We start from the raw sequence: 23,095 nt of genomic DNA on the forward strand, positions 1-23,095 counted from the left end.
CAAAATTAAAAGGTCAACACCGCAAAATTAGAAAAAAATCTAACGGTCACACAGCTTTATTTGGAGCCGGACGCTTAATAACTTCTGTAAGAGCTTTCTGAATATGCTCATTTCCGGCAACGAGATCACCCGTTTCAAACATTTTATAACCACCGGAAACATCATAAATAAATCCGCCAGCCTCCCGGATCATCACGATCCCTGCAGCAATATCCCACGGTTTTAGGTGCTCTTCAAAATGCGCATCCAAATGACCAGACGCCACGTAGGCAAGTTCAAGAGATGCTGCGCCAAAACTGCGAACACCCGAAACTTCGCCCATCATATTAGCGAGCTGAATTAGATAACGACCATGATGACCACGACCAAGATGTGGTGCGCAGGCACCAACAACACAGTCTCGCAATTTTTTACGACCACCAACGCGCAAACGCCGGTCATTCATATATGCGCCACCGCCTTTTTCTGCTGTAAACAGTTCATCAGTGGCTGGATTATAGATAACACCGGCAACCAATTCACCCCCACGCTCAAGCGCAATAGAGATGGAAAAAAAAGGAATACCATGCAAAAAATTAGTCGTACCATCCAGTGGATCAACGATCCAACGGTGTGTACCGTCAGTACCTTTAACCTCATCATCTTCACTTAAGTAGCCGTAGGAGGGGCGTGCGTGCATAAGTTCACCACGAACAATATCTTCCGATTTTTTACCAGCTTCGCCTACAAAACCTGACTGTCCTTTGACAGAAACTTGCAAATTTTGCACTTCGCCGAAATCACGCGATAATGAACGGCCAGCTTTTGTAGCAGCTGTAACCATGACATTTAAAAGGGCTGAACGCGCCATGAGGTATCCTTATTGAACTCCAGAAGAATTCAGTTTTATTGTTTAACTTTCGGCACGACGAACATAAGTGACTTCGTTGGTGTCAACGATAATCTTTTCACCAGCAGTAATAAATGGCGGTACCATAACGCGAACACCATTTTCCATGACAGCAGGCTTGAATGACGATGATACTGTCTGACCTTTAACGACAGGGTCAGCTTCTGTAATTTCCAAAGTGACCTGATCAGGCAAGCGAATGCCAATTGGCTTTTCTTCGTAAGATTCAACAGTTACCATCATACCGTCTTGCAAGAACGCAGAGCGATCACCCACAAATTCCTGTTGAAGTTCCAACTGTTCATAGGTTTCCGTATCCATAAAAACCAGCATTTCGCCTTCTGCATACAAAAATTGATAATCTTTTTGCTCAAGACGAATACGCTCGACAGTCTCGGTTGCGCGAAAACGTTCGTTAAGTTTCGTGCCATTGATCAGGTTTTTCAGTTCGACTTGATTAAATGCGCCACCCTTACCAGGCTTCACAGCATTCGTTTTCACAGCAGCCCAAAGACCACCAGCATGTTCGATCACGTTACCCGGGCGAATTTCATTGCCATTAATTTTCATGGAGTTTTCCAGTGCGATTAGACGAAAATCAGAGATTTATAGAATTTCAGCTTCAAGACCACATATTTCGGCTTATTTCAAGCCTTTGCGGGTATGAAGGTTAAAATCGCATCAGATTTGCGGCTTCAAGAGAGCGCTTTTGCTCATCTGCGGTCAGACCCTGATAAAAATCTTCCAAACTCGGATCTTCCAAACCAGCCCTGCGCGACACGATATACCATCGTCCCGCCTCGATCGGATTACCCACCGTGCCTATAGCTTGGATATAAAGATGAGCTAAGCGGTTTTGTGCAATCACATTACCTTTAAGCGCAGCAAGACGCATCCATTCAAAACCCGCTTCAAAATCACGATCTCCACCAACACCATCTATCAACCAAATAGCCAAATCAAGACGTGCCGTGTCATAACCAGCACGAGCAGCTGAAATAAGATGCCGACGTGCAAGTGCTCTTTTTTGCTCAGAAACATCAATCTCATTTACATATATCTGCGACAAGGCATATTGCGCATCTGGAATACCCCTCGCTGCAGCACTTTCAAAAAATGGCAAAGCATCCTCTATACCTTTAGGGCCAGGTCGCTCAGAAACAAGTAATTGCGCATAGTTAAATTGGGCCTTGGGGTTGCCACCTTCCGCCGATTTTTGCATCAACTCGCGCGCACGCTTCTCGTCTTTTTCGGCATACTTTCCGTTAGTCAGAAGCAATGCCAACTTATACTGCGCGGATGCATCTCCATTTTTTGCGGCTTGATCATACCAAAAAACAGCATCATCCATACTGCGGCCAACACCAAACCCTTCAGCAAACAACTCAGCGATCAATGTTTGCGCAGCAGGGTCGCCCAGTTGCGCACGCGGCAATGCAAGTTCCATCGCAGTTATATATTGCCCACGTTGAAAAGCGCTAAATGCGAGCCAGGCGTCTTCACCGATCTGCGTCTTATCATCATCCGCACTTTTTTCTTCATCGAGAGCAGAATCTGTTTTTTCGGTAATTGAAGGCGGACCGGTAAAAGGAGCCGAACGTATTGTTTTCAGCATTTTCAGCTTTGGTGTCTCGGCGGGTGAACCTTCCCCATCTTTGCCTTCAACAGGTACAAATTGAGCCGAAGCACCAACAGAGCAGATTATCAGCATAATCGATGCAATACACGCTTCTCGCCAGTATATCATTAATTACTCCGGTTCAGATGTATAATATAATGCTAATTAGTTTCAAATCGTGGCGCTTTTTCGTCAAGCAACGCATTTATTTCCGCTACCTTTATCGCGCTTTCGGTTGGTTTAGAGAAAATTGCCAAATTAAGCGCCAAAAAATCACATCCAACATTCGCAATTTCCAATGCCGATTCAATATCGGTTCCACCCATAACGATACAAGGAATCTCGACAAATTCGGACCACCATTGCCCAAGTTTAATGTTTTTGGGGTGTGGTTCCGATTTAATATCACCATCCAACTTGCCGAAAAACAAATAATCAGGTTGTGTATCTCCCATAGACAATGAACTATGGCGATCCTTCGCATTCCCACCACCAACAATTTTTTCAGGAGAAAAGCGCTCAACAGCATCGTAAAGATCATCCACATTTCCGGTGACATGAATGCCATCAGCCTTGCAACGCCCCATAACACGGGTATCTCCAGCAACGAGTGCAGCAGCTCCAGCCTTTTGAATAATAGGCACAAGAACGGATGTCATGTCCTGAAATTCATGCTCATTAAGATCGCGCTGCGGAATTATGACGGATGCGACATCACCACCACGTAATGCGGACGAAACAGTGTCTTCAAGTGCTGAAATATCCTTTATGTCCGGAGTTATCAAAACTAATCTGCAACGGTCGAGTGGCATATTCATGCAGTTAAACTCCTAAGAAAAAACATTCGTGGTGCAAAACCAGATAAGTATTGCGCCAAATTTATTCTTGCTCTACCCCGAAACAGATCGGACAACAAGAGTTCTCAATAATATGCAGCTTTTAAGCGACCCCTCTATCTTAATCGCATCAATATGTGCAGTCACTTTAGCCGGGCTTTCAAAAGGAGGTTTTGGCGGCACTATGGGCATGCTTGGCGTTCCCATCATGGCATTGGTCATATCACCGGTTCAAGCCGCAGCGATATTACTTCCAATATACATTATCATGGATATTTTTAGCCTTTGGTCTTGGCGAAGGGAATTTGATCTACAAACCCTGAAAATCATGCTTCCAGCAGGTGTAGTTGGCATTGCTATTGGTTGGATAACTGCAGCCTATGTATCAGACAGCTCTGTCCGGCTGCTTGTTGGGATAATATCGGTTGGTTTTGTTGCTAATTACTATATCTCAAAATTGCGAAAAAGAGTTCAATCCACACAACCGCATAGACCACTGTTAGGTGGAATTTGTGGAACTGTCGCAGGCTTTACGAGTTTTATCGCTCATACAGGTGGGCCACCTTATCAAGTTTACACCCTACCACTTGGCCAAAGTCCTCGTATTTTTACAGGCACCAGTGTACGATTTTTCTTCATTATCAACGTGATCAAGCTGGTTCCGTATTTCGCATTAGGTCAATTTGATGCGACGAATCTTAAGACATCTTTTGCATTGATGCCGCTCGCTATTATTTCAACTCTTGTTGGGGCATGGATTGTTAAACGTATGAGGCCGGATGTGTTTTATCCTCTCATGTATGTCCTCATGCTCTTGGCAGGAATGAAACTTTTATTTGATGGGTTACAGTTTTAAATTTACCTTTATTGCATCGCACAAATATCTTGCAATGCAACATAAAATCAACTTATCTTGGCCACATGCAAAAAGTAGATCCATTCTATGCTTTGGCAGATCCGAATCGCCGTTATCTGCTTGAAGCGCTTAAAAAAGGCCCTCAAACGGTCAATATTTTAGCCCAAGGGTTGCCAGTCAGCCGCCCTGCGGTTTCTCAGCATCTAAAAGCACTTTTAGATTGTGGGTTTGTGAACGTAACCAATCAGGGTACACGTCGATATTACTCGATTAGCCAAGATGGTTTTGGTAAACTAAGTGCATGGCTCGACCAATTCAGGGTCGAACCAGCTAATTAAATTATATAAAACAATTATTTAGTGTTTAGTAGATCGAAATTGTTCAATTCGATCTTTAAGCTTCAGCTTTCGTCGCTTCAAGTCTATAACGAGCTCTTCTTGCGGACGAGGACTATTCATAAGCGTGTCCAGCTCAGCCTCTAATGCATGGTGTTTTTCCTCAAGTGACGCAAGATGTGCTTCAGATGACATATATACTCTCCTTGATTAGATTTTCTGACAGTTTACCAAGTCAAACTAGATTTGGTCTGTGAAGTGTGCCATGGGTAAACTGAATTGTCGAAGGTTAAATGTAACTGAATAGAATTCCATATTAACAAGCCGTTAAATATTTCTATTGCGGATAGTTCAATTAGATCTGGGATTAAATTTAAATGTCTGAGCAAGAACAAGCCCATATAAAAATGCAAATCGCAAAACTGCGCCATGAGCATGAGGACTACGATATTGCCATTAATGCGATGATAAAAACAGGTAGTGATGCAATTTCTATTCAACGTATGAAAAAGAAAAAACTTGCTATAAAAGACAAGCTCACACAATTCGAAGATCAAATCATTCCCGATATTATCGCCTAAAAGAAACGAAGTTTGAGGAGATATCAGCTTGAGTACTGCATCATCAGCAGCCATCGCTATTATTATGGGCAGTCAATCTGACTGGCCAACCATGAAACACGCCGCAGATGTGTTAGATGACCTTGGTATCGAGTATGATGCACGCATCGTATCTGCTCACCGAACACCTGACCGTATGTATGATTTCGCTAAAAGCGCTAAGGACGAAGGTTTTAAAGTCATTATCGCCGGAGCAGGTGGCGCAGCTCATCTACCGGGCATGGTCGCCTCTCTAACATCGTTGCCTGTTCTAGGTGTTCCAGTGGAAAGCAAAGCGCTTTCCGGGCAAGATAGCCTTTTATCTATTGTGCAGATGCCAGGTGGCATTCCTGTTGGCACATTGGCAATTGGTAAAGCAGGTGCAAAAAATGCTGGCCTTATGGCGGCAGCCATTCTTGCTACATCAAACAGCGATATTGACGCGCGGCTGGAGACCTGGCGCGAAAATAACTCCGCATCGATCGCACTTAAACCAGTGGATGACGCATGAATACAAATACATTGAAGCCAAATTCAACTATTGGAATTATTGGTGGTGGCCAATTAGGACGCATGCTTGCAATGGCAGCTGCTCAGCTTGGGTTTAAGACAATTATATTAGAGCCGGATCCAAATGCACCTGCAGCGCAGGTTGCCAATGATCAAATCATGGCTGCATATGATGATGAAATAGCACTTGAAAGCCTATCTCAGCAATGTGATGTCATCACCTATGAGTTTGAAAACGTGCCTGCGTCCGCGGTCGAAATGTTGGAAGATGTTTCAAAAGTTTATCCCGGCTCCAAAGCCCTAAAAATTTCGCAAGATCGATTGCTTGAAAAAGAAAATGCTGTTGCGATTGGCGCAACGCCTGCAAAATTCTTCAAGGTCAACACAATTGACGATCTGCGGTCTGGCCTGAAAGAAATCGGCTATCCCGCGATCTTGAAAACCAGACGAATGGGCTATGATGGCAAAGGCCAGATGCGTATAGATTCTGACAATGACGTCATTGAAGCATTTGGCGCCATGAATGGTCAAGATGCCATACTAGAAGCATTCATCTCATTTAGTTGCGAAGTTTCGGTCATAGCAGCACGCTCACAAGGCGGTACTTTTTCAAGTTTTGATATCGCTGAGAATGTTCATCAGAATCATATTCTTGATACATCAACAATTCCGGCAAAAATTCATGATAATGTTGCGATCAAAGCAACAGAAATTGCAAAAAAGATTGCAGATAATCTGGATTATGTTGGTGTTTTCGCAGTCGAATTCTTTGTAGAAGACGCAAAGACTGCTAATTTTTCACTATATGTGAATGAAATTGCACCACGCGTACACAATTCTGGCCACTGGACGGAAGCTGCATGTGCCGTATCTCAGTTTGAGCAGCATATACGGGCAATTTCAGGCCTCACACTCGGTGATCCCAGCCGTCATAGTGATTGTGTTATGCGAAATTTGATCGGGGATGATGTGAATGACCTGCCAGCTTTGTGTGAAAAATCAAATGCCAAAATACATCTGTACGGAAAATTAGAAGCACGTGCCGGACGCAAAATGGGACATGTAACTTATATAACACCAAAGTCGTGAACTCTTTAAACTGTGACTTAGCGGAATTTTAGCGCTAAGTTGCAAGTCGGATATTGACAATAGGAACCTTAAAAGTTACATCACGCTCAACAAATGACGCGCTACGTCTAGCATGCGTTTAATAATTTAGGAGTGGCATCTCATAAGGTGCCGGGAAAAAGATGAAAATTAAAAATTCTCTTAAGTCACTTAAAGGTCGTCACCGCGCAAACCGTTTGGTTCGTCGTAAAGGCCGTGTGTACATCATCAATAAAGAAAACCCACGTTTTAAAGCCCGCCAAGGCTAACGCGCGTTAACACATATTAATAAATAATTTATAAACACCGTTAACAATTAGTTATCGGTGTTTTTTGGGATTTGCTATTTTACGTAAAGAGCGTACCTTGATTCGTATGCGTAATTTGACACACCTATTTTCTGTGCTAGCAATTGCGCCGATCATCTTAACCGGACCGGCGCACAATATCGTTGCGCACGCTCAGACTACAGCGTCAATTCCCGAAACAAGTAAATCCCTGGCAAAACCAAAAGCAACAAAAACACGCGTCGAGAAGCTTGATTCCCTATTTACCGAATTGAAAAAGGAATCGGATCAGCGCAAAGCGAAAATCCTTGCCTCGCAAATTGCCATGAACTGGACCAGCTCAGGTAGCCACACAGCCAATGCCCTTATGGCTTGGGCTCAACAGGCCATGAAAAGCGGACAACACAACAAAGCCCTTGAACTATTAGACCAAGTCATCGCACTTGTGCCAGACTATTCAGAGGGCTGGAACAGGCGCGCGACACTTCATTACATGATGCGAAATCACGCCAAATCCATGGCCGACATTGAACAAACGTTGGCGCTTGAGCCTCGCCATTTTGGTGCTCTTAGCGGAATGGCCTCTATCTTGGCCAGCCGCGGAAACGATGACAAAGCATTAAAAGTTTACGAACACGTCTTATCCATTTATCCTGCGAATAGAACTGCGCAAGCAAGTATCATTAAGCTTACGCAGAAACTTGAAAAAAGTGAAATCTAGCGGCAGGCTACTATTTTGTTTGAAATTATTACTAATGGGTTGATATTTTCGACACTAATCTTTGGCGCTTTGTTTATCTTTACGCAAATAAAAACAAACGAAATATCAAAAACCTATCCGCCCATCGGAGATTTTAGGGATCTTGATGGAACACGTATTCACTACAAATTTGTCAAAGCTGATGACAACTCCGACCTCCCTGCCTTAATATTCATCCACGGGGCAAGCGGGAACTTACGTGACCAAACGGAACCTTTCTTTAATAAACTAAAGGGCCGTGCTAATCTTCTTTTCATTGATCGACCCGGACACGGCTGGTCAGAACGCAGTTCCGAAGACCAAAAATTTCCGGACAAACAAGCACTTATTATCTCAAAATTAATGAGTGCACTAGATTTACAGAATGGAATTATCGTGGGGCATTCGTTCGGTTGTGCCGTCACAGCCAGTTTTGCACTCAACCATCATGAAAAAACCAAGGCTCTGCTGTTCCTGGCGCCTGCGGCATACCCTTGGCCTGGCGGTGTCGCTTGGTATTACAGCTTAACAAGCATGCCGTTTATAGGCTGGCTTTTTGCCAATACACTCGCCCTGCCCTCCGGCTTAAAACGTGTCGAAAGCGGTTCTAGATGTGTGTTTTTGCCCAATATAATGCCATCTAACTATATTGAGAAAACCGGACCTTCACTTGTTCTTCGCCCACGGTCCTTTAGATCAAATGCTAAAGATATTACCGCGTTATTCAACTACCTTGTCAAAACATGGCCAAGATATAAAACCATCAAATCTCCAACGATTATAATCAGTGGAGATAAAGATAATGTCGTCTTCCCCTATATCCATTCCAGAGGACTAGAGCAGCACATAGAAAACGCCGAACTTATTTCACTTGACAATGTTGGGCACAAGCCAGATTACGCAGCGGTAGATATTGCCATAGCCGCCATTGAAAACTTGAGCGGCAAATCTAAACATGATCTAAAAAAAATGGCCGCTGAGCTTGATAAAGAACTCCGCGACCAACAAGTTGAAAGTCATTCACTTCCGATCAACTACTAGACAACTGACGTGAATAATAACTTTAGCAAACATCGCCCACATTAGCGATGCGTAGCATGTTTGTCGTTCCGACACGGCCCAATGGAACGCCAGCAGTAATAATTACCTGATCACCAGATTTTGCAAATCCCTCATCTTCCGAAATGCGACATGCACGGTCCACCATATCATCCAAATCTTTAGCAGTCGCTGTCACAACTGGATGCACTGCCCAGACAATTGTCATTCGGCGAGCGGTTTGAAGAACAGGTGTTAGCGCTATAATTGGCGTATTTGGTCTCTCGCGAGATGCGCGGATACCAGTAGCACCCGACGATGTATAGCAGACTATAACAGGTAAATCCAAAGTCTCAGCAGTTTGCCGCGCAGCCAGCGAGATAGCATCAGCCGCAGTCTCATCGGGCGCAGCCCGTTGCGCGTGAATAATGCTCAAATATGTCGGGTCATGCTCTACCCCACGTGCAATTGAGGCCATAGTCAAAACAGCTTCTACAGGATAATCACCCGCAGCAGATTCTGCAGACAACATAACAGCATCAGCACCTTCAAACACCGCAGTCGCAACATCAGAAACTTCTGCACGTGTTGGTACAGGTGCAGTAATCATAGATTCAAGCATTTGCGTTGCAACAACAACAGGTTTACCTTTGCGGCGACAGCTGCGTATCAATTGTTTTTGAATACCCGGTACAGATTCAATAGGCATCTCGACGCCCAGGTCACCACGAGCAACCATGATTGCGTCAGATAATTCGATGATTTCATCAATTTGATCCAGCGCTTGTGGCTTTTCAATCTTTGACATGAGGCAAACATCTTTACCAACGATGTCACGCACTTCAATTAGGTCTTCCGGACGTTGGATAAATGATAAGGCAATCCAGTCAACTGAACCATTTTCCATAATCGCACCCAGATCAGAACGGTCTTTTGGTGTGAGTGCACCAACAGCAAGGTCAGTATCAGGAAGGCTTACACCTTTTTTATTGGAAATCTTCGTGCCGCTTACCACAACAGTTTCGATTGTCTTCCCGTCGCATTTAGTTGCTTTAAGCTGCAATCGACCATCATCGATAAGAAGCCTGTCACCATCTTTCACAGATTGTAAAATCTCTGGGTGAGGAAGATAAACGCGCGTTTTATTACCGGGTGTTTCATCGCCATCAAGTTTAAAAGATTGGCCAACTTCCAGTTCAACAGAACCATCAACAAACGTTCCGACCCGTAACTTCGGCCCCTGAATATCGGCTAGAATTCCGATAGGGCGACCACACTTTTTTTCAACTTTTCTGATCTTACTAATAAGGTCATTTAAGACTTCATGGCTTGAATGGCTCATGTTTATTCTAAACACATCTGCACCAGCTTCGTATAACCGCTTAATGGTTGCCTCATCCGAAGATGCTGGTCCGAGTGTTGCTAATATTTTGACTTTCCGCTTACGTCTCATTGAGCCGAATTTCCTTCTTGTTCCCGCCCGTCCGTTAGCTGAACCATCCAGCTACCCTGACGACCGGTGTCATATTCTTTAAATCCCATACGTTGGAAACCGCGAGCAAAACAGTCTTGAACGCCCACAATCTTAAACTCGGTATCAGAAACGCACATATTCACGTCTCCGCCCCAGCGACCACCCCCGGCAGCATCTTCCGCATAGATATAGTAAAATCGAGATTCAATTTTTCCTTCAATCAGGGTCTCACACGAAGTTGGAGCAACCTGCCACCACCCTTCTGAGACCCACCCTTCAGATGCTCGATATCCTATCGCAACCCCAACAAGAGATTGCGTTCCGTTGCAAACTCTAAAATCTGCTAGTGCTTCTTGCTTCGACACAGGATTCGCAATCACTATAAAAGTGAGCAATGAAAGCTTTGTGACAAAAAGCAGTAGGTTACGCTGTGACATAAGGACATATTGCAAAATTGTTCTAATTTTAATTGGAACACCAATTCCAATTGCCTTCTTGCTATCCATTGTGGTGATTGTCAACGTGCTTACCTTAAATCGATTGAAATTATTGCCTACCAAATACAAAAGAAGTCATTTCCTCTCAAAATTCCCAACTCAATCACTATATAGACAATATCCAGTGAGTTGGAGAGATTATCTCTTCAATTCTCAAACTATTCAAATACAACTGAACATTCATTAAAAAACCGCATGAATTAGGAAAAAGCTATGGATAACCAAACACAATTAGAGGCCGCTGCTTTTCGCCGACTGGTTGCTCATCTTCAAAACCGTACTGACGTCCAAAACATCGATCTCATGAATCTGTCAGGATTTTGCAGAAACTGCCTCTCTCGTTGGTATCATGAAGAAGCAACCGAATTAGGACTTGATGTAGATAAAGAACAATCTCGTGAAATCATCTACGGAATGCCTTATGCGGAATGGAAAGAAAAGTATCAAACAGACGCAAGCATAGAACAGCAAAAGTCTTTTGAGGAAAACAAACCAACAGACCATTAACTCAATCATATCCCCTTGACCTTTTTTAAGATCATCGGCACTTGATAATTTATAAATTTTCTGAGAAGCGTGTTTCTCATAAACAAAATCTAAGAAGCGCCTGCTTCTCATGGATAAAAAGGGTAAATTATGTCAGATAGCATAGCGAGCGGACAACTTCGTGCATTCATCGAACGTATCGAGCGACTTGAAGAAGAAAAAAAGACAATAGCTGATGACGTCAAAGAAGTTTACGGCGAAGCTAAATCCATGGGTTATGATACAAAAGTTATCCGTAAAGTGGTTGCAATTCGTAAGCTTGATCAGAATGAACGTATGGAGCAAGAAGCAGTTTTAGATACATATCTGGCAGCACTTGGCATGTTACCATCTGAAGAAGATGCTGCGGCCGCAGAATAAACACCACTTAGAGAATAAATCTGCCTAGCCGTTATATTTTACAACAGGTAAGAAGTTTACCGCACTCCCCGCAAATGACTTTTGTATCAGCTGTGTATTGTTGGTTTTGGAAAAACCATTCGCGTAAACCGTCTTCGGCGGCTTGCGCATAAACCTGTTAACAAAACGCGCCTCCCGTGCAGGCGGTTTCATGGTTACAATACTCTCCGGCGACATTGCAACTTTCGAGATTTTAATTTGTTCCAAATCTGGAGTGGCAGCGCGTGACTTATATTTGGCAACAAGCGCATCTCTTAGATTCGGACGACCTTTTTTACTTGTGCTTACATCGTTAGGGCTCGCGGCAGCGTCTGCGATTGCTTGACTTAAAGCAACACGACTCAAACGATTATGTTCCCTCAACTGCGGAAGCTCCAGAGAAGCTATATCAATCCGCTTCGGCTCCTTCGCGGGTAGTAAGCCTGCAACCACCGGCGCCGGGATTTCGCCATTCATTTTGCGTCGTTTATCTGTTTCAATCGCTGCCGTAATGATCGCAGAAAGGCTAGGTAACGCAACTCTTTCAGATGGCTCCTGATAAGCAAGTGCTTCAACAGCTGCATCAGCTTCATCTGAAAGCTCTAAATTGGCTCCAGATAAAGATGCAACCGATGTTTGATCGAGAACTGGTGTTGGGACATTGGATGCAATGATCGTAGTTTCTGGGATCCCAGTTTCTGGTACAACCAACTCAGGTTCCTTATTCAGAACTGGATTTTCGGTTTCAACTTGATTATCTTCCAAAATCGCAGCCGGAACTGATGTGCCAGCATTTAACAAAATCGGCAAAGGAATATTTTCCTTCGGAAGTTTAGCAAGGTTTTGCGCTACAGTTGGAAGTGCGGCGACCTCAACCCTTTCATTGCCAGATGGGGCAACGGGAGTGACTTCCCGTTCATTGTTTTTATTACTACGTCCGAACAATGATGCAATTAAGCCTCTCGACTGGGTGGTCTCTTTTTTCGTATTTTTACCACTCGCCGCATTCGTATTGGCTTTCGCAACAAGAACAGGTGTTGATTTTGGTTTTGTAACGATTTTTGGAGTTACAACCTTACCTTTACGACGTTTGTATTCTGCAAGAGCAGTTCGATAACCCGGCAACGGCTTACCATCTGTTGGCAAGTGCAATGTTTTGCCATTTGGAAATAATTTCACCAGCTCTTTGCGCGACATACGTGGCCAAGCTCGAACACTACCTACATCAAGATGGACAAATGGCGACGCAGACCTTGGATAGTAACCAACACCACCACCTTGCAGCTTCATACCAATCGCGCGTAGCTTACTTATTTTAACACCCGGAATATAAAAATCGATGGCCCGCCCAACCATGTGTTGGCTCTTCTTGGCTTGACCGCCACGCGTTTTCCTTAGCATTTCATTGGTTTTTGGTGAACGATAAGCTGACACGACATGAATATAATTCTTCGCACCTGATTGACGGTAAGTTTCCCACAACACATCAAATAACCGCGGATCCATGTTTGTTGGTTCGTTCTGACGCCAATCCCGCAAAAATCGATTAAGCTTTTTCAAGCCAGCTTTATCATATCGGCCATTTTTTTTGAACGTGATTTTTGCACGTTCCTTCGTATGCGTGAAATATAACTTGAGTGATTTAGTTTGTGCATGCGCCACACCGGATACAGACATATCGAGACCGAGCGTAGCAGTAAAACAAAATGCAAAAACTAGCATCATACCCAAAAGTCTTGAACAAGACTTTTGAATTGACCGTTCAGGATAATCGATATCCAAAGTTTTTTGCAAGATCGCCCTCATACATAAACGCCGTCGATGCTGGTAATACCTTATAAATGGGGTAACATCGTGGCAACTGCAACCCCTAAGAAAGTTAGCCAAATTATAGTAAATAGATTGCTAATAACTCCTTAAACTTAATTACAATTCACGGATAGTAATAATCTGGTAATGATAAGCGGAAATTCAATCACCAAAACTTACATTCCGATGCTAGAATTTACCGCAGAATACGCTTTCCAAAATCAATATGAACTGATTAAAGTCACATCATTAGCCATTGCTCCAAATCGAGGAATCTTTAAGTGAACACCAAGCTAGAAACACGAACATTTAGCAATTCAAACACCTCAACAGATAACACAGATTTGGGAGATCTTCCAACGTGGAATTTGGCAGATCTCTACTCATCAATGGATGCACCTGAACTTCAACATGACCGAGATTGGGTTATGGAAGCTTCAACTAAATTCGAGAAAACCTGGAAGGGTAAGCTTGAACAGGCAGCCGGCAAAAACAAAAGTGAAGGTTTGGGAGCCGCAATAGAACAATTTGAAAAAATTGAAGATGTGATGGGCCGGCTTATGTCATTTGCAAGCCTTGCATACTTTTCCGATACATTGGACGAGCAAAGCGCAAAGTTTTATGGTGACATGCAAGGGCATATCACGGATGCAAGCACAAAACTTTTGTTTTTTGGCCTTGAACTTAATAAACTCGATCAAGATCTAATCAATAAGGCGTTTTCCAGCGACCCACTTGCGGCGAAATACGAACCTTGGGTCACAGACCTTCAAAAAGACAAGCCCTATCAACTTGAAGATCGAATTGAACAATTGTTCCACGAAAAATCTATGACAGGCCACGGCGCATGGAACAGACTATTTGACGAAACCATGTCTGACCTCAGATTTGAAGTGAATGGTGAAACACTTTCAATTGAGCAAACTTTAAACCTATTACAGGATAATGACCCAAAGGTTCGAGAAACTGCGGGTCAGGCACTTATTGCAACTTTTTCTGAAAATTTGCGTATTTTCACGTTAATTTCCAACACTTTAGCTAAAGACATGGAAATTTCAGATCGCTGGCGCGGTTTTGAAGACGTTGCAGATAGCCGCCATCTTGCTAATCGAGTGGAGCGCGAAGTTGTTGGCGCATTGGCCAGCGCCGTCAGAGATGCTTACCCTCGCCTGTCCCATCGTTATTACAAGCTAAAGGCTAAATGGCTCGGTGTTGAACAACTTAACTTTTGGGATCGAAATGCACCATTACCAGAAACATCAAAGTCGCTGATCTCATGGGAAAATGCAAAAGATATCGTCCTATCTGCCTACAATGAATTTTCACCGGAAATGGCCAATATAGCGGGCGACTTCTTTGATAAATTATGGATCGATGCACCTGTTCGTCACGGTAAAGCCCCAGGCGCATTTGCCCATCCTACCGTACCATCAGCGCATCCATATGTTTTGGTCAATTATATGGGCAAAGCTAGAGATGTTATGACACTGGCACATGAACTTGGCCACGGTGTGCACCAAGTTCTTGCCGGAGATCAAGGCGCATTAATGGCCTCAACTCCGCTCACACTTGCTGAAACTGCATCTGTTTTTGGAGAAATGCTTACATTCCGCGCTATCTTAAAAAAGACCGAAGATAAACGCGAACGCAAAGCCATATTGGCGCAAAAAGTCGAGGACATGATAAATACCGTTGTTCGCCAAATTGCGTTTTACGAGTTTGAGCGTAAACTCCACACTGCCCGTCGCGAAGGAGAGTTGACGTCTGAACAAATTGGCAAGTTATGGATGTCTGTGCAAGCTGACAGTTTAGGGCCAGCAATCAAGCTTAATGAAGGTTACGAAACATTCTGGACATACATTCCACACTTCATTCATTCACCTTTTTATGTATATGCATATGCGTTTGGAGATTGTCTGGTTAACTCACTCTATGCCGTTTACCAAAATGCTGACGAGGGCTTTCAGAACCGTTATTTTGACATGCTTAAAGCTGGCGGCACCAAACATCATAGCGAACTGTTAAAGCCATTTGGATTGGATGCATCTCAATCTGATTTTTGGAATCAAGGACTTTCCATGATCGAAAGCTTAATCGACGAATTGGAAGCACTAGACGCAGAATTGAGCGAATAATCTGATTTTGCCTTGTTTTTGCCATGCAAACAACGCAAATAAAGAAAATACGGATTAAAGGGGACGATTATGTTGGGACTTAAAAAAACTGTAACCTTGGCCATAACCGCCATTGCACTCACTGCTTGCCAAACACAATCTGATTATCGTTCAACCGCCCCCACTTCTGGTTTTGAAGGCCAATGGCTTGATCAAAATGGAATATTATCCACCTTTTACAACGGCGAATTCCAAACCAAAACGACTGATGGAACAAACACATTGCTGGCAGTTGGCAATTATACACAAGTTAGCCCTACACTGGCTGAAATTGAAGTTAAGTCTCTTGTTCGTAAAACAGTTTCGAAGGTGAACTGCTCACTGGCAACAAGCTCTCGACTTAATTGCACATCTAGTGGCGGTGCGCAGTTTACGTTGTTCCGGCAAGCATAATAAATTTGCGACAACTTAGTTAAATTTCAAACGGTGGAAATCGTTTGCTGTGCGAAATTCTATTGACAAATCTCATATTCCCTCGTCACATTGTCGATATATACATCAGCTAGGTAATCGGAATATTTTCTAATTACACGTGCTTAAATAGGGAGAATTTTCACAATGAAGATAAAGTCAAAGTTATTATTGGGTGCAGCGGCACTTATGTTGTCAACCGCTGCAGCTCAAGCCGACTATAAGTTAACAATTTTGCACATAAATGATGTTCACTCGCGCATTGAACCCATCAATAAGTATGATTCGACCTGCCGTGCATCTGATAATCTTGCTGGTTCTTGCTTTGGTGGCATGGCCAGAGTTAAAACAGCAATCGATCTGCGCCGCAATGCGCTGAACACCGCAGGAGCAAATGTTCTGACACTCGATGCCGGTGATCAATTTCAAGGGTCGCTCTTTTATTCTACCTACAAAGGTAGTGTTGCAGTTGATCTCATGAATAAAATTGGCTTTGACGCCATGGCTGTCGGCAACCATGAATTTGATGATGGGCCAGAGAAATTAGCTGAATTTGCAACAGCGGCACAATTTCCAATTCTGTTTGCAAATACAGACATCTCAAAAGAACCTTTACTTAAAGACAAAATCCAAAGCCATATTGTCAAAGAAATTGGCGGCGAAAAAGTAGCAATTATTGGAGTTCTCGCTGAAGATACAGCGGAAACATCTTCGCCGGGGAAAAATATTGCTTTTGTACAATCTGAAGAAACATTGAAGCAAACCGTTGCCGAGCTTGAGGCTGCCGGCATCAATAAGATTGTCGTTCTCTCTCATGTTGGTATTGAACGAGACAAGGAAATAGCTGCTGCGGTTGATGGTATTGATGTCATTGTCGGTGGACATAGCCACACTTTACTTGATGAATATCCAACCGTCGTCAACGCACCAAACGGTAAACCGGTTCAAATTGTTCAAGCTTACGCATATTCAAAATACCTCGGAGAACTAACAGTCGACTTCGACGATGAAGGCAATGTCACAAAAGCAAAAGGAGCACCCTGGCTACTCAACGCTATGGTGCCTGAAGATGAAGAATTCCTTGCTTATATAAAGGAAAAGGGCGCTCCTATTGAGGAGTTGAAAACAAAAGTTATTGGCGCAAGTACCGCAACTATCGAAGGCAGTCGTGATATTTGCCGTCAGATGGAATGTGCAATGGGTAACCTTGTTTCAGACGCAATGCTTGACCGCGTAAAATCCCAGGGTGTCACAATAGCCTTCCAAAACAGCGGCGGTCTTCGTGCTTCTATTGACGAGGGTGAATTGACCATGGGTGAAGTCTTGACCGTTCTCCCCTTTCAAAACACCTTGGCAACCTTTGAAATAACAGGGGCTGGCCTGTTAGAAGCACTTGAAAACGGCGTGAGTCAATATGACAAAGTAGCAGGTCGTTTCCCTCAAGTTGCTGGAATGACATTTACTTTCGACAAAAATTCAGAGGTCGGGTCCAGAATTTCTGACGTAATGGTGCAAGCAGCAGATGGAACATTTGGCCCAATTGATTCTGATGCGACTTATGGCGTTGTAACCAACAATTACGTTCGTCAGGGCGGAGATGGTTATAATGTTTTTGAAACGAAAGCGACAGCTGCATATGATTATGGCCCAGGGCTCGAACAGGTCGTTGCAGATTATATTGCTGCCAAGGGCGGTTCATACACCCCCTATACAGATGGTAGAATTAAGAGCTTAAACCAATAAAAGTTCTTAAAAGCTGATGAAGGCCCGATAACTGTCGGGCCTTTTCATTTTTCGCCTGCGGCAATAAGTTTATTCAAAAACAGCACATTAAAACTGCTCCAAATTGCAAGTTCCAACGTATAGTTTATATAGATTCTAAATTAACGGAAAAAGCGATTTTACCCACATGCCATTTAAACACGTACCTACAATTCTGCCAAAAGAACACCCGCCTGTAAACATTGGAAAGGTCGGTGTGCTTCTCGTTAATCTTGGCACACCAGATGGCACTGATTACACATCTATGCGTAGATATTTAAAAGAGTTTTTAACAGATGCCCGTGTTATCGAGTGGCCGAAAGCTCTTTGGTATCCAATTCTGTTTGGCATAATTTTGAACAAAAGACCGCAAAAAGTCGGAGAAGCATACAAATCTATCTGGAATAATGATCTGGATGAGAGCTATTTACGGACATATACGCGAAATCAATCTGATAAACTCAGCGAAATTATGAAACCCCATGAACATATTATTGTTGATTGGGCTATGCGCTATGGACAACCATCCATTCCAGATAAAATCATGACGCTAAAAAATGCAGGCTGTGAACGTATCTTGCTATTCCCACTTTACCCGCAATATGCGGCAGCAACAACCGCGACAGTTAATGACAAAGCCTTCAAAACACTTCTAGACATGCGTTGGCAACCTGCTCTACGTTCGGTTCCTGCTTATCATGATGACCCCGTTTATATCGACGCGCTGGCGCAGTCGATAGAAAAACATTTAGCAAATCTCGATTTTGAACCTGAAAAAGTCATTGCGTCTTATCATGGCATCCCACAATCTTATTTCAAAAAGGGTGATCCTTATCATTGCCATTGTTACAAGACCTCACGCCTTTTGAAAGATCGACTAGGCTGGAAAGAAGGCCGCTTAATGACTACGTTCCAATCTCGGTTCGGACCAGAAGAATGGCTCCAGCCATATACCGATGTTACGATTGAAGAACTTGCGAAATCCGGAACGAAGAGCATTGCTATATTCAATCCAGGATTTGTTTCAGATTGCCTCGAAACCCTTGAAGAAATGGGTGTTGAAGGTAAGGAAATTTTTCATGAACATGGCGGCAAAAACTTCTCTCATATTCCATGTTTAAATGACAGCAATGAGGGGATGAACGTTATAGAAGCTGTTGTAAAGCGCGAACTTGGTGGTTGGTTGTAACACCCGATTTATCTTGAATCTGTCACACGAACAGCTTATCTAAAAGGCATAAGCTTTTTTAATAGGAGACGTCGCTCATGGTGATTGAAGGTTTGGATATTACAGTTATTGCAATCGTCTTTGTGGCGATTATCTTTCTCGCATCAGCGGTTAAAACAGTTCCTCAAGGTTTTGCCTATACGGTGGAGCGGTTTGGCAGATATACGGCAACGTTATCGCCGGGTCTGAGAATTATTGTTCCGTTCGTTGATCGTATTGGTGCGAAAATGAACATGATGGAACAGGTTCTCGACATTCCCACACAGGAAGTCATTACACGCGACAATGCCTCTGTTGCAGCAGATGCCGTTGCTTTTTATCAAGTACTGAACGCCGCAGAAGCAGCTTATCAAGTTAATGACTTGCAGCACGCCTTGGTCAACCTGGCGATGACAAATATCCGTTCAGTTATGGGCTCTATGGACCTTGATGACCTTTTATCAAACCGCGATGCTATTAATGACCGTCTTTTAAAAGTTGTTGATGAGGCCGCGGCACCATGGGGCATTAAAATTACCCGCGTTGAAATCAAAGACATCGCACCTCCACGTGACCTTATCGAATCTATGGGACGCCAGATGAAAGCGGAACGTGAAAAGCGTGCCGACATTCTAGAAGCGGAAGGCACTCGAAACTCCCAAATCCTGAGAGCTGAAGGTGAAAAACAAAGCGCCGTTCTTCAAGCTGAAGGACGCAGGGACGCAGCCTTCCGTGATGCGGAAGCTCGTGAACGTTTGGCAGAGGCCGAAGCTAAAGCTACAACAATGGTTTCTCAGGCTATTTCCGAAGGAAATGTGCAAGCTATTAACTACTTCGTTGCACAAAAGTATACTGAAGCCCTCACCTCAATTGGTTCAGCCAAGAACTCTAAAGTTGTTCTCATGCCAATGGAAGCGTCTTCCCTTATTGGTTCGATTAGCGGTATTGGCGCGATTGCTAAAGAAGTCTTCGGTGATGGCGCTGATGATGTCACACGACCAGCCAGAACAACACCAAGATCAGGCCCAACATCATGATTGAGAGCATCGTTACAGAGCTTGGTCCGTGGTCATGGTGGGTTGTAGGCCTACTCTTCCTTGGAATTGAAATCCTGCTACCAGGAATTTTCTTTCTCTGGATCGGCGTTGCAGCCATGATAGTTGGTGCAATTTCGTTTGCTCTTTGGGATAGCGCAATTTGGCCTTGGCAATTGCAAATAACTGTCTTCGCCATTTTATCTGTTGTTTCTGGATATGCGGGCAAGAAATATATTGGAGATCGTCAACGAGAGAGTGATGAGCCACTTTTAAATCAACGAACCGAGGCCTTAGTCGGACGTATTGCAACATTAGAAGAGCCAATCGAAAATGGTCGTGGCCGCATCAAACTCGACGACACATTGTGGGTCATTGAGGGGCCCGAGTTGAAATCTGGTGAAAAAATCCAAGTCATTTCAGCTTCTTCCAACCGCCTAAAAGTCGCACAAGCCTGAGTTTAGTTAAATCATATAGCCTTCTGTTAATCTTTTTAAACTAAACGTTAACTATAAAGTTTTACGGATTGGTAGGATTTAACTTCCGCTCTGGTGACGGGAAGGCTATGCGAATTGGCACACAAAATTATGTAGCAAAGAGGCAGGTAATATCCGGCTATGGCATATATGTGTGTTTTCTAGGAATTGGTATACTTGGAATACTGACAAACCACGCCTTAGCGCAAAGCACTGATGCCTCTCTTGATTTAGCAACACCAAGTTCAGCATCAACTCAAAACACACTCACGGAAACACCTTTGAGGCTCAATTCCCTTACCCCCGTTACCCAAGGCCGACAAAACCTTCCCTTACAAAACTCATCGAATATAACCAATTCAATAAATGCAGATGACGGAAATGCACCCGGAATTGGGTTAGGTTCATTTACTCTACGCCCTTCAGTTCAAACTAGGGTCGTGTATGAAAATGAGAAGACGGACACAACAAACTTAAACCGTGTTTACAATCAAACAACTATTGCAGCTACCTTACAATCAGACTGGTCACGCCATTCATTAGCAATAAGCGGAACTGGAACATTACAAAAAAATATTAGCGGGACTTTGAATGAAGAACCAAACGCAGACATTGATGCAGATCTAGAACTCAATCTTAATGATCTACTGACTGCAAACATTCGAGGTGGTTACAATTTCAGGGTCGAAGACCGAACTGATCCGAACGCGATTTCCAATGCAACGAGCCAAGCAAATATCCATACGATTAATGGCGAGTTAGCTCTGTCAAAAGATGTCGGCATTATTAGGGGAAGTATTACTGGTCGCCTTTCAAAAGAAATACATGGCGATGCAATACTTACAAATAACACCAAAGTTTCTGGCGCTGATCGTGATTTACTAAGTTCTGGTTTAGCTCTTAGAATTCAATATGCAGCAAACCCTGTCCTCATGCCATTTGTTGAGGGCGAACTTGGGCGTGTAAATTATACTCAAAAAGTCGACAACAATGGCATAAAGAGATCCTACTCAAATTATGCACTTCGCCTCGGCCTAGACGTCAACCTAAGTGATAAGTTAAGTGGTGATTTTGCTGTTGGATACGTGACAAATAAATTTGATGATTCCAGTCTCATAAACCTCAACACATTTGCTATTGATAGCAATTTAAATTGGTCTCCAAGGCGCGGTACAGATGCAACACTTGGTTTTGCGACGGTAATTGAGCCATCTACCTCGGTCAACGTAAGTGGGGCAGCACTTTACTCATTAACGGCTGGCATCACGCAACAAATATCAAATAATTTGAACGCAAATATTGGTGCCAACTATAGTCTACGCAGATTTTCCGGCAGCGCGGCACCATCAGATCAAACGATCTACGGCGCAAACGCGGGACTAGATTGGTCAATAAATCGGTACGTTAGTATGAATGCGGATGCGAGTTATAGCAAAGCACAACAAGCGGGCACCTCTACAATCGATAATGTTACGGTAGGGCTGGGCCTGACACTCACTCGATAGTTTCAGATTTTTCCTTCTTCATCGACATTGGCGAATAGACCTCATCTGATGACGAGAAAAACGCCAAAATCGCCTCCAATGCCGGTTCTCGGTATATGGAGACTTCCTGTAAAATTTCATGGCGAGAACCATCAAATGGAATAAGCTGACCAGCACGAAACTTTGTGCTGATATCTTCCATGATATGATAGGGTACAACGCCATCATGTGTCGCCCCAAGAATAACTGTGGGCACAGTAATGGGTTCTAAAAACGACTGGTCATTCACGCGTTTTTGAACCTTCATCATTTGCAACAACCAACGAATTGTTGGAGGTCCTGTTCCAAATTCAGGGTAAGCCTCATATATGCCTTGATTTCTCATAAATCTCTCTGAACTGGATGTCAGTCGATCAAAACGAGATTTTTGATTATTTTCCCGGCGGGGTAGCGCATATTTGCCAAAGCCAAACATATTTGCCAGCTTTAAACCTAATCCAATAAAAAATCGTCTCGCCCCAGTAATTGTAAGCCCTAGAAATGGTGCGGCGAGCACAATACGGTCAATACGGTTGGCAATTGACGGTGCTATTGATAGCAATACCAGCCCTCCCATAGAATGCCCGACAGCAAAAAATGGCATGCGTGTGTCAGGTAACACCACTTGGTCTAGAAAATGCTTCACATCATCCTGGTAATCCTGAAACTTTTGAACAAACCCACGCCGTTCTCCGGCCAACAAACGCTCTGAACCGCCCTGTCCTCGCCAGTCAAACGTTGCGACCCAGAAACCTGCATTGGTGAAATAACGGATCGTCTCATAGTATTTTTCAATACACTCATTTCGTCCCTGAAGTAGAACAATTGTGCCTTTAGCATTCTGCCCACTCGAACGAAAAAATGCATAACGAAGCTTAACTCCGCCAACGCCATCAAAATAACCCGCCTTAAAGTCTTCAGGCAGTTCATTGTTAGGCGTTGAAAATAAAATAGAATCCATGAAGAATATCCACCCCTGACAAAGCCAATA

The 23,095-nt window shown here is 43.5% G+C and carries 26 protein-coding genes; 17 read left to right on the forward strand and 9 right to left on the reverse strand.

Going from position 1 to position 23,095, the window contains the following annotated elements:
- Positions 1 to 46 precede the first annotated feature (46 nt).
- From G3W54_RS10890 to G3W54_RS10905, 4 genes are all read right to left on the reverse strand, one after another.
- Positions 47 to 850, reverse strand: a complete 804-nt coding sequence (locus G3W54_RS10890; protein ID WP_162653075.1) for an inositol monophosphatase family protein — start codon at positions 848 to 850, stop codon at positions 47 to 49.
- A 42-nt stretch (positions 851 to 892) separates the two neighbouring features.
- A complete protein-coding gene (gene efp / locus G3W54_RS10895; RefSeq protein WP_162653076.1) occupies positions 893 to 1,459 on the reverse strand; it encodes an elongation factor P in 567 nt (188 codons plus the stop codon).
- A gap of 100 nt (positions 1,460 to 1,559) precedes the next feature.
- On the reverse strand, positions 1,560 to 2,636 hold the full coding sequence (locus G3W54_RS10900) for a tetratricopeptide repeat protein (protein WP_162653077.1): 1,077 nt from the start codon (positions 2,634 to 2,636) through the stop codon (positions 1,560 to 1,562).
- Positions 2,637 to 2,668: 32 nt separating this feature from the next.
- A complete protein-coding gene (locus G3W54_RS10905; protein ID WP_162653078.1) occupies positions 2,669 to 3,325 on the reverse strand; it encodes a thiamine phosphate synthase in 657 nt (218 codons plus the stop codon).
- Positions 3,326 to 3,437: 112 nt separating this feature from the next.
- Between G3W54_RS10905 and G3W54_RS10910 the strand changes: the two genes are divergently transcribed.
- Both G3W54_RS10910 and G3W54_RS10915 read left to right on the forward strand, forming a co-directional pair.
- Entirely contained in the window at positions 3,438 to 4,199 is a 762-nt protein-coding gene (locus tag G3W54_RS10910; protein ID WP_162653079.1) for a sulfite exporter TauE/SafE family protein, read from the forward strand.
- A gap of 65 nt (positions 4,200 to 4,264) precedes the next feature.
- Positions 4,265 to 4,537, forward strand: coding sequence for a metalloregulator ArsR/SmtB family transcription factor (locus G3W54_RS10915; RefSeq protein WP_162653080.1), 273 nt, complete (start codon positions 4,265 to 4,267; stop codon positions 4,535 to 4,537).
- A gap of 18 nt (positions 4,538 to 4,555) precedes the next feature.
- Here the strand turns inward: G3W54_RS10915 and G3W54_RS10920 are convergent, their stop codons facing one another.
- A complete protein-coding gene (locus tag G3W54_RS10920) occupies positions 4,556 to 4,729 on the reverse strand; it encodes a DUF465 domain-containing protein (RefSeq protein ID WP_162653081.1) in 174 nt (57 codons plus the stop codon).
- 182 nt (positions 4,730 to 4,911) lie between these two features.
- On the opposite strand from G3W54_RS10920, the gene G3W54_RS10925 reads away from it, so the two are divergent.
- From G3W54_RS10925 to G3W54_RS10950, 6 genes are all read left to right on the forward strand, one after another.
- The gene (locus G3W54_RS10925; protein ID WP_162653082.1) at positions 4,912 to 5,115 is read left to right on the forward strand and encodes a DUF465 domain-containing protein; all 204 of its coding nucleotides are present in this window, start codon (positions 4,912 to 4,914) and stop codon (positions 5,113 to 5,115) included.
- A gap of 64 nt (positions 5,116 to 5,179) precedes the next feature.
- Positions 5,180 to 5,644 (forward strand): 5-(carboxyamino)imidazole ribonucleotide mutase, encoded by a 465-nt coding sequence (gene purE / locus G3W54_RS10930; protein ID WP_162653659.1) that lies wholly within the window; start codon positions 5,180 to 5,182, stop codon positions 5,642 to 5,644.
- Positions 5,641 to 6,732, forward strand: a complete 1,092-nt coding sequence (locus G3W54_RS10935; protein ID WP_162653083.1) for a 5-(carboxyamino)imidazole ribonucleotide synthase — start codon at positions 5,641 to 5,643, stop codon at positions 6,730 to 6,732. The genes purE and G3W54_RS10935 overlap by 4 nt, the downstream gene beginning before the upstream one ends.
- 161 nt (positions 6,733 to 6,893) lie before the next feature.
- Positions 6,894 to 7,019 carry a type B 50S ribosomal protein L36 gene (ykgO, locus tag G3W54_RS10940; RefSeq protein ID WP_162653084.1) on the forward strand — a complete coding sequence of 42 codons (126 nt, stop codon included), beginning with the start codon at positions 6,894 to 6,896 and terminating at the stop codon, positions 7,017 to 7,019.
- Positions 7,020 to 7,125: 106 nt separating this feature from the next.
- Positions 7,126 to 7,758 carry a tetratricopeptide repeat protein gene (locus tag G3W54_RS10945; protein WP_162653660.1) on the forward strand — a complete coding sequence of 211 codons (633 nt, stop codon included), beginning with the start codon at positions 7,126 to 7,128 and terminating at the stop codon, positions 7,756 to 7,758.
- A gap of 15 nt (positions 7,759 to 7,773) precedes the next feature.
- On the forward strand, positions 7,774 to 8,817 hold the full coding sequence (locus G3W54_RS10950) for an alpha/beta hydrolase (RefSeq protein WP_162653085.1): 1,044 nt from the start codon (positions 7,774 to 7,776) through the stop codon (positions 8,815 to 8,817).
- A 22-nt stretch (positions 8,818 to 8,839) separates the two neighbouring features.
- Here G3W54_RS10950 and pyk read toward each other — a convergent pair whose 3' ends face one another.
- Together pyk and G3W54_RS10960 are read right to left on the reverse strand one after the other, a co-directional pair.
- Positions 8,840 to 10,267 (reverse strand): pyruvate kinase, encoded by a 1,428-nt coding sequence (gene pyk, locus G3W54_RS10955; RefSeq protein ID WP_162653086.1) that lies wholly within the window; start codon positions 10,265 to 10,267, stop codon positions 8,840 to 8,842.
- Positions 10,264 to 10,725, reverse strand: a complete 462-nt coding sequence (locus G3W54_RS10960; protein ID WP_162653661.1) for a DUF1036 domain-containing protein — start codon at positions 10,723 to 10,725, stop codon at positions 10,264 to 10,266. Before G3W54_RS10960 ends, pyk begins: the two co-directional genes overlap by 4 nt.
- A 273-nt stretch (positions 10,726 to 10,998) precedes the next feature.
- Here G3W54_RS10960 and G3W54_RS10965 point away from each other — a divergent pair, with 273 nt between their 5' ends.
- Both G3W54_RS10965 and G3W54_RS10970 read left to right on the forward strand, forming a co-directional pair.
- Positions 10,999 to 11,292, forward strand: coding sequence for a DUF1244 domain-containing protein (locus G3W54_RS10965; RefSeq protein ID WP_162653087.1), 294 nt, complete (start codon positions 10,999 to 11,001; stop codon positions 11,290 to 11,292).
- Between the two features lie 129 nt (positions 11,293 to 11,421).
- Positions 11,422 to 11,691, forward strand: coding sequence for a DUF2312 domain-containing protein (locus tag G3W54_RS10970; RefSeq protein ID WP_162653088.1), 270 nt, complete (start codon positions 11,422 to 11,424; stop codon positions 11,689 to 11,691).
- A gap of 24 nt (positions 11,692 to 11,715) precedes the next feature.
- Here the strand turns inward: G3W54_RS10970 and G3W54_RS10975 are convergent, their stop codons facing one another.
- Positions 11,716 to 13,503, reverse strand: a complete 1,788-nt coding sequence (locus G3W54_RS10975) for a DUF882 domain-containing protein (RefSeq protein ID WP_162653089.1) — start codon at positions 13,501 to 13,503, stop codon at positions 11,716 to 11,718.
- A 359-nt stretch (positions 13,504 to 13,862) separates the two neighbouring features.
- On the opposite strand from G3W54_RS10975, the gene G3W54_RS10980 reads away from it, so the two are divergent.
- The 7 genes from G3W54_RS10980 to G3W54_RS11010 all read left to right on the forward strand — a co-directional run bounded on the left by G3W54_RS10980 (position 13,863) and on the right by G3W54_RS11010 (position 22,086).
- Positions 13,863 to 15,653 carry a M3 family oligoendopeptidase gene (locus G3W54_RS10980; RefSeq protein ID WP_244627926.1) on the forward strand — a complete coding sequence of 597 codons (1,791 nt, stop codon included), beginning with the start codon at positions 13,863 to 13,865 and terminating at the stop codon, positions 15,651 to 15,653.
- 69 nt (positions 15,654 to 15,722) lie between these two features.
- Positions 15,723 to 16,085 carry a hypothetical protein gene (locus G3W54_RS10985; protein WP_162653090.1) on the forward strand — a complete coding sequence of 121 codons (363 nt, stop codon included), beginning with the start codon at positions 15,723 to 15,725 and terminating at the stop codon, positions 16,083 to 16,085.
- 165 nt (positions 16,086 to 16,250) lie between these two features.
- Positions 16,251 to 17,846: a bifunctional metallophosphatase/5'-nucleotidase gene (locus G3W54_RS10990; protein WP_174244224.1), complete on the forward strand. Its 1,596-nt coding sequence runs from the start codon at positions 16,251 to 16,253 to the stop codon at positions 17,844 to 17,846.
- 166 nt (positions 17,847 to 18,012) lie between these two features.
- The gene (gene hemH / locus G3W54_RS10995; protein ID WP_162653091.1) at positions 18,013 to 19,053 is read left to right on the forward strand and encodes a ferrochelatase; all 1,041 of its coding nucleotides are present in this window, start codon (positions 18,013 to 18,015) and stop codon (positions 19,051 to 19,053) included.
- Between the two features lie 83 nt (positions 19,054 to 19,136).
- Positions 19,137 to 20,108 carry an SPFH domain-containing protein gene (locus G3W54_RS11000; protein WP_174244247.1) on the forward strand — a complete coding sequence of 324 codons (972 nt, stop codon included), beginning with the start codon at positions 19,137 to 19,139 and terminating at the stop codon, positions 20,106 to 20,108.
- On the forward strand, positions 20,105 to 20,563 hold the full coding sequence (locus G3W54_RS11005) for an NfeD family protein (protein ID WP_162653093.1): 459 nt from the start codon (positions 20,105 to 20,107) through the stop codon (positions 20,561 to 20,563). The genes G3W54_RS11000 and G3W54_RS11005 overlap by 4 nt, the downstream gene beginning before the upstream one ends.
- A gap of 107 nt (positions 20,564 to 20,670) precedes the next feature.
- Positions 20,671 to 22,086, forward strand: coding sequence for an outer membrane beta-barrel protein (locus G3W54_RS11010; protein ID WP_162653094.1), 1,416 nt, complete (start codon positions 20,671 to 20,673; stop codon positions 22,084 to 22,086).
- Here G3W54_RS11010 and G3W54_RS11015 read toward each other — a convergent pair.
- Positions 22,076 to 23,065 carry an alpha/beta hydrolase gene (locus G3W54_RS11015; protein ID WP_162653095.1) on the reverse strand — a complete coding sequence of 330 codons (990 nt, stop codon included), beginning with the start codon at positions 23,063 to 23,065 and terminating at the stop codon, positions 22,076 to 22,078. The genes G3W54_RS11010 and G3W54_RS11015 overlap by 11 nt on opposite strands.
- Positions 23,066 to 23,095 lie beyond the last annotated feature (30 nt).

Source organism: Lentilitoribacter sp. Alg239-R112, assembly GCF_900537175.1.
Taxonomy (GTDB): Bacteria; Pseudomonadota; Alphaproteobacteria; order Rhizobiales; family Rhizobiaceae; genus Lentilitoribacter.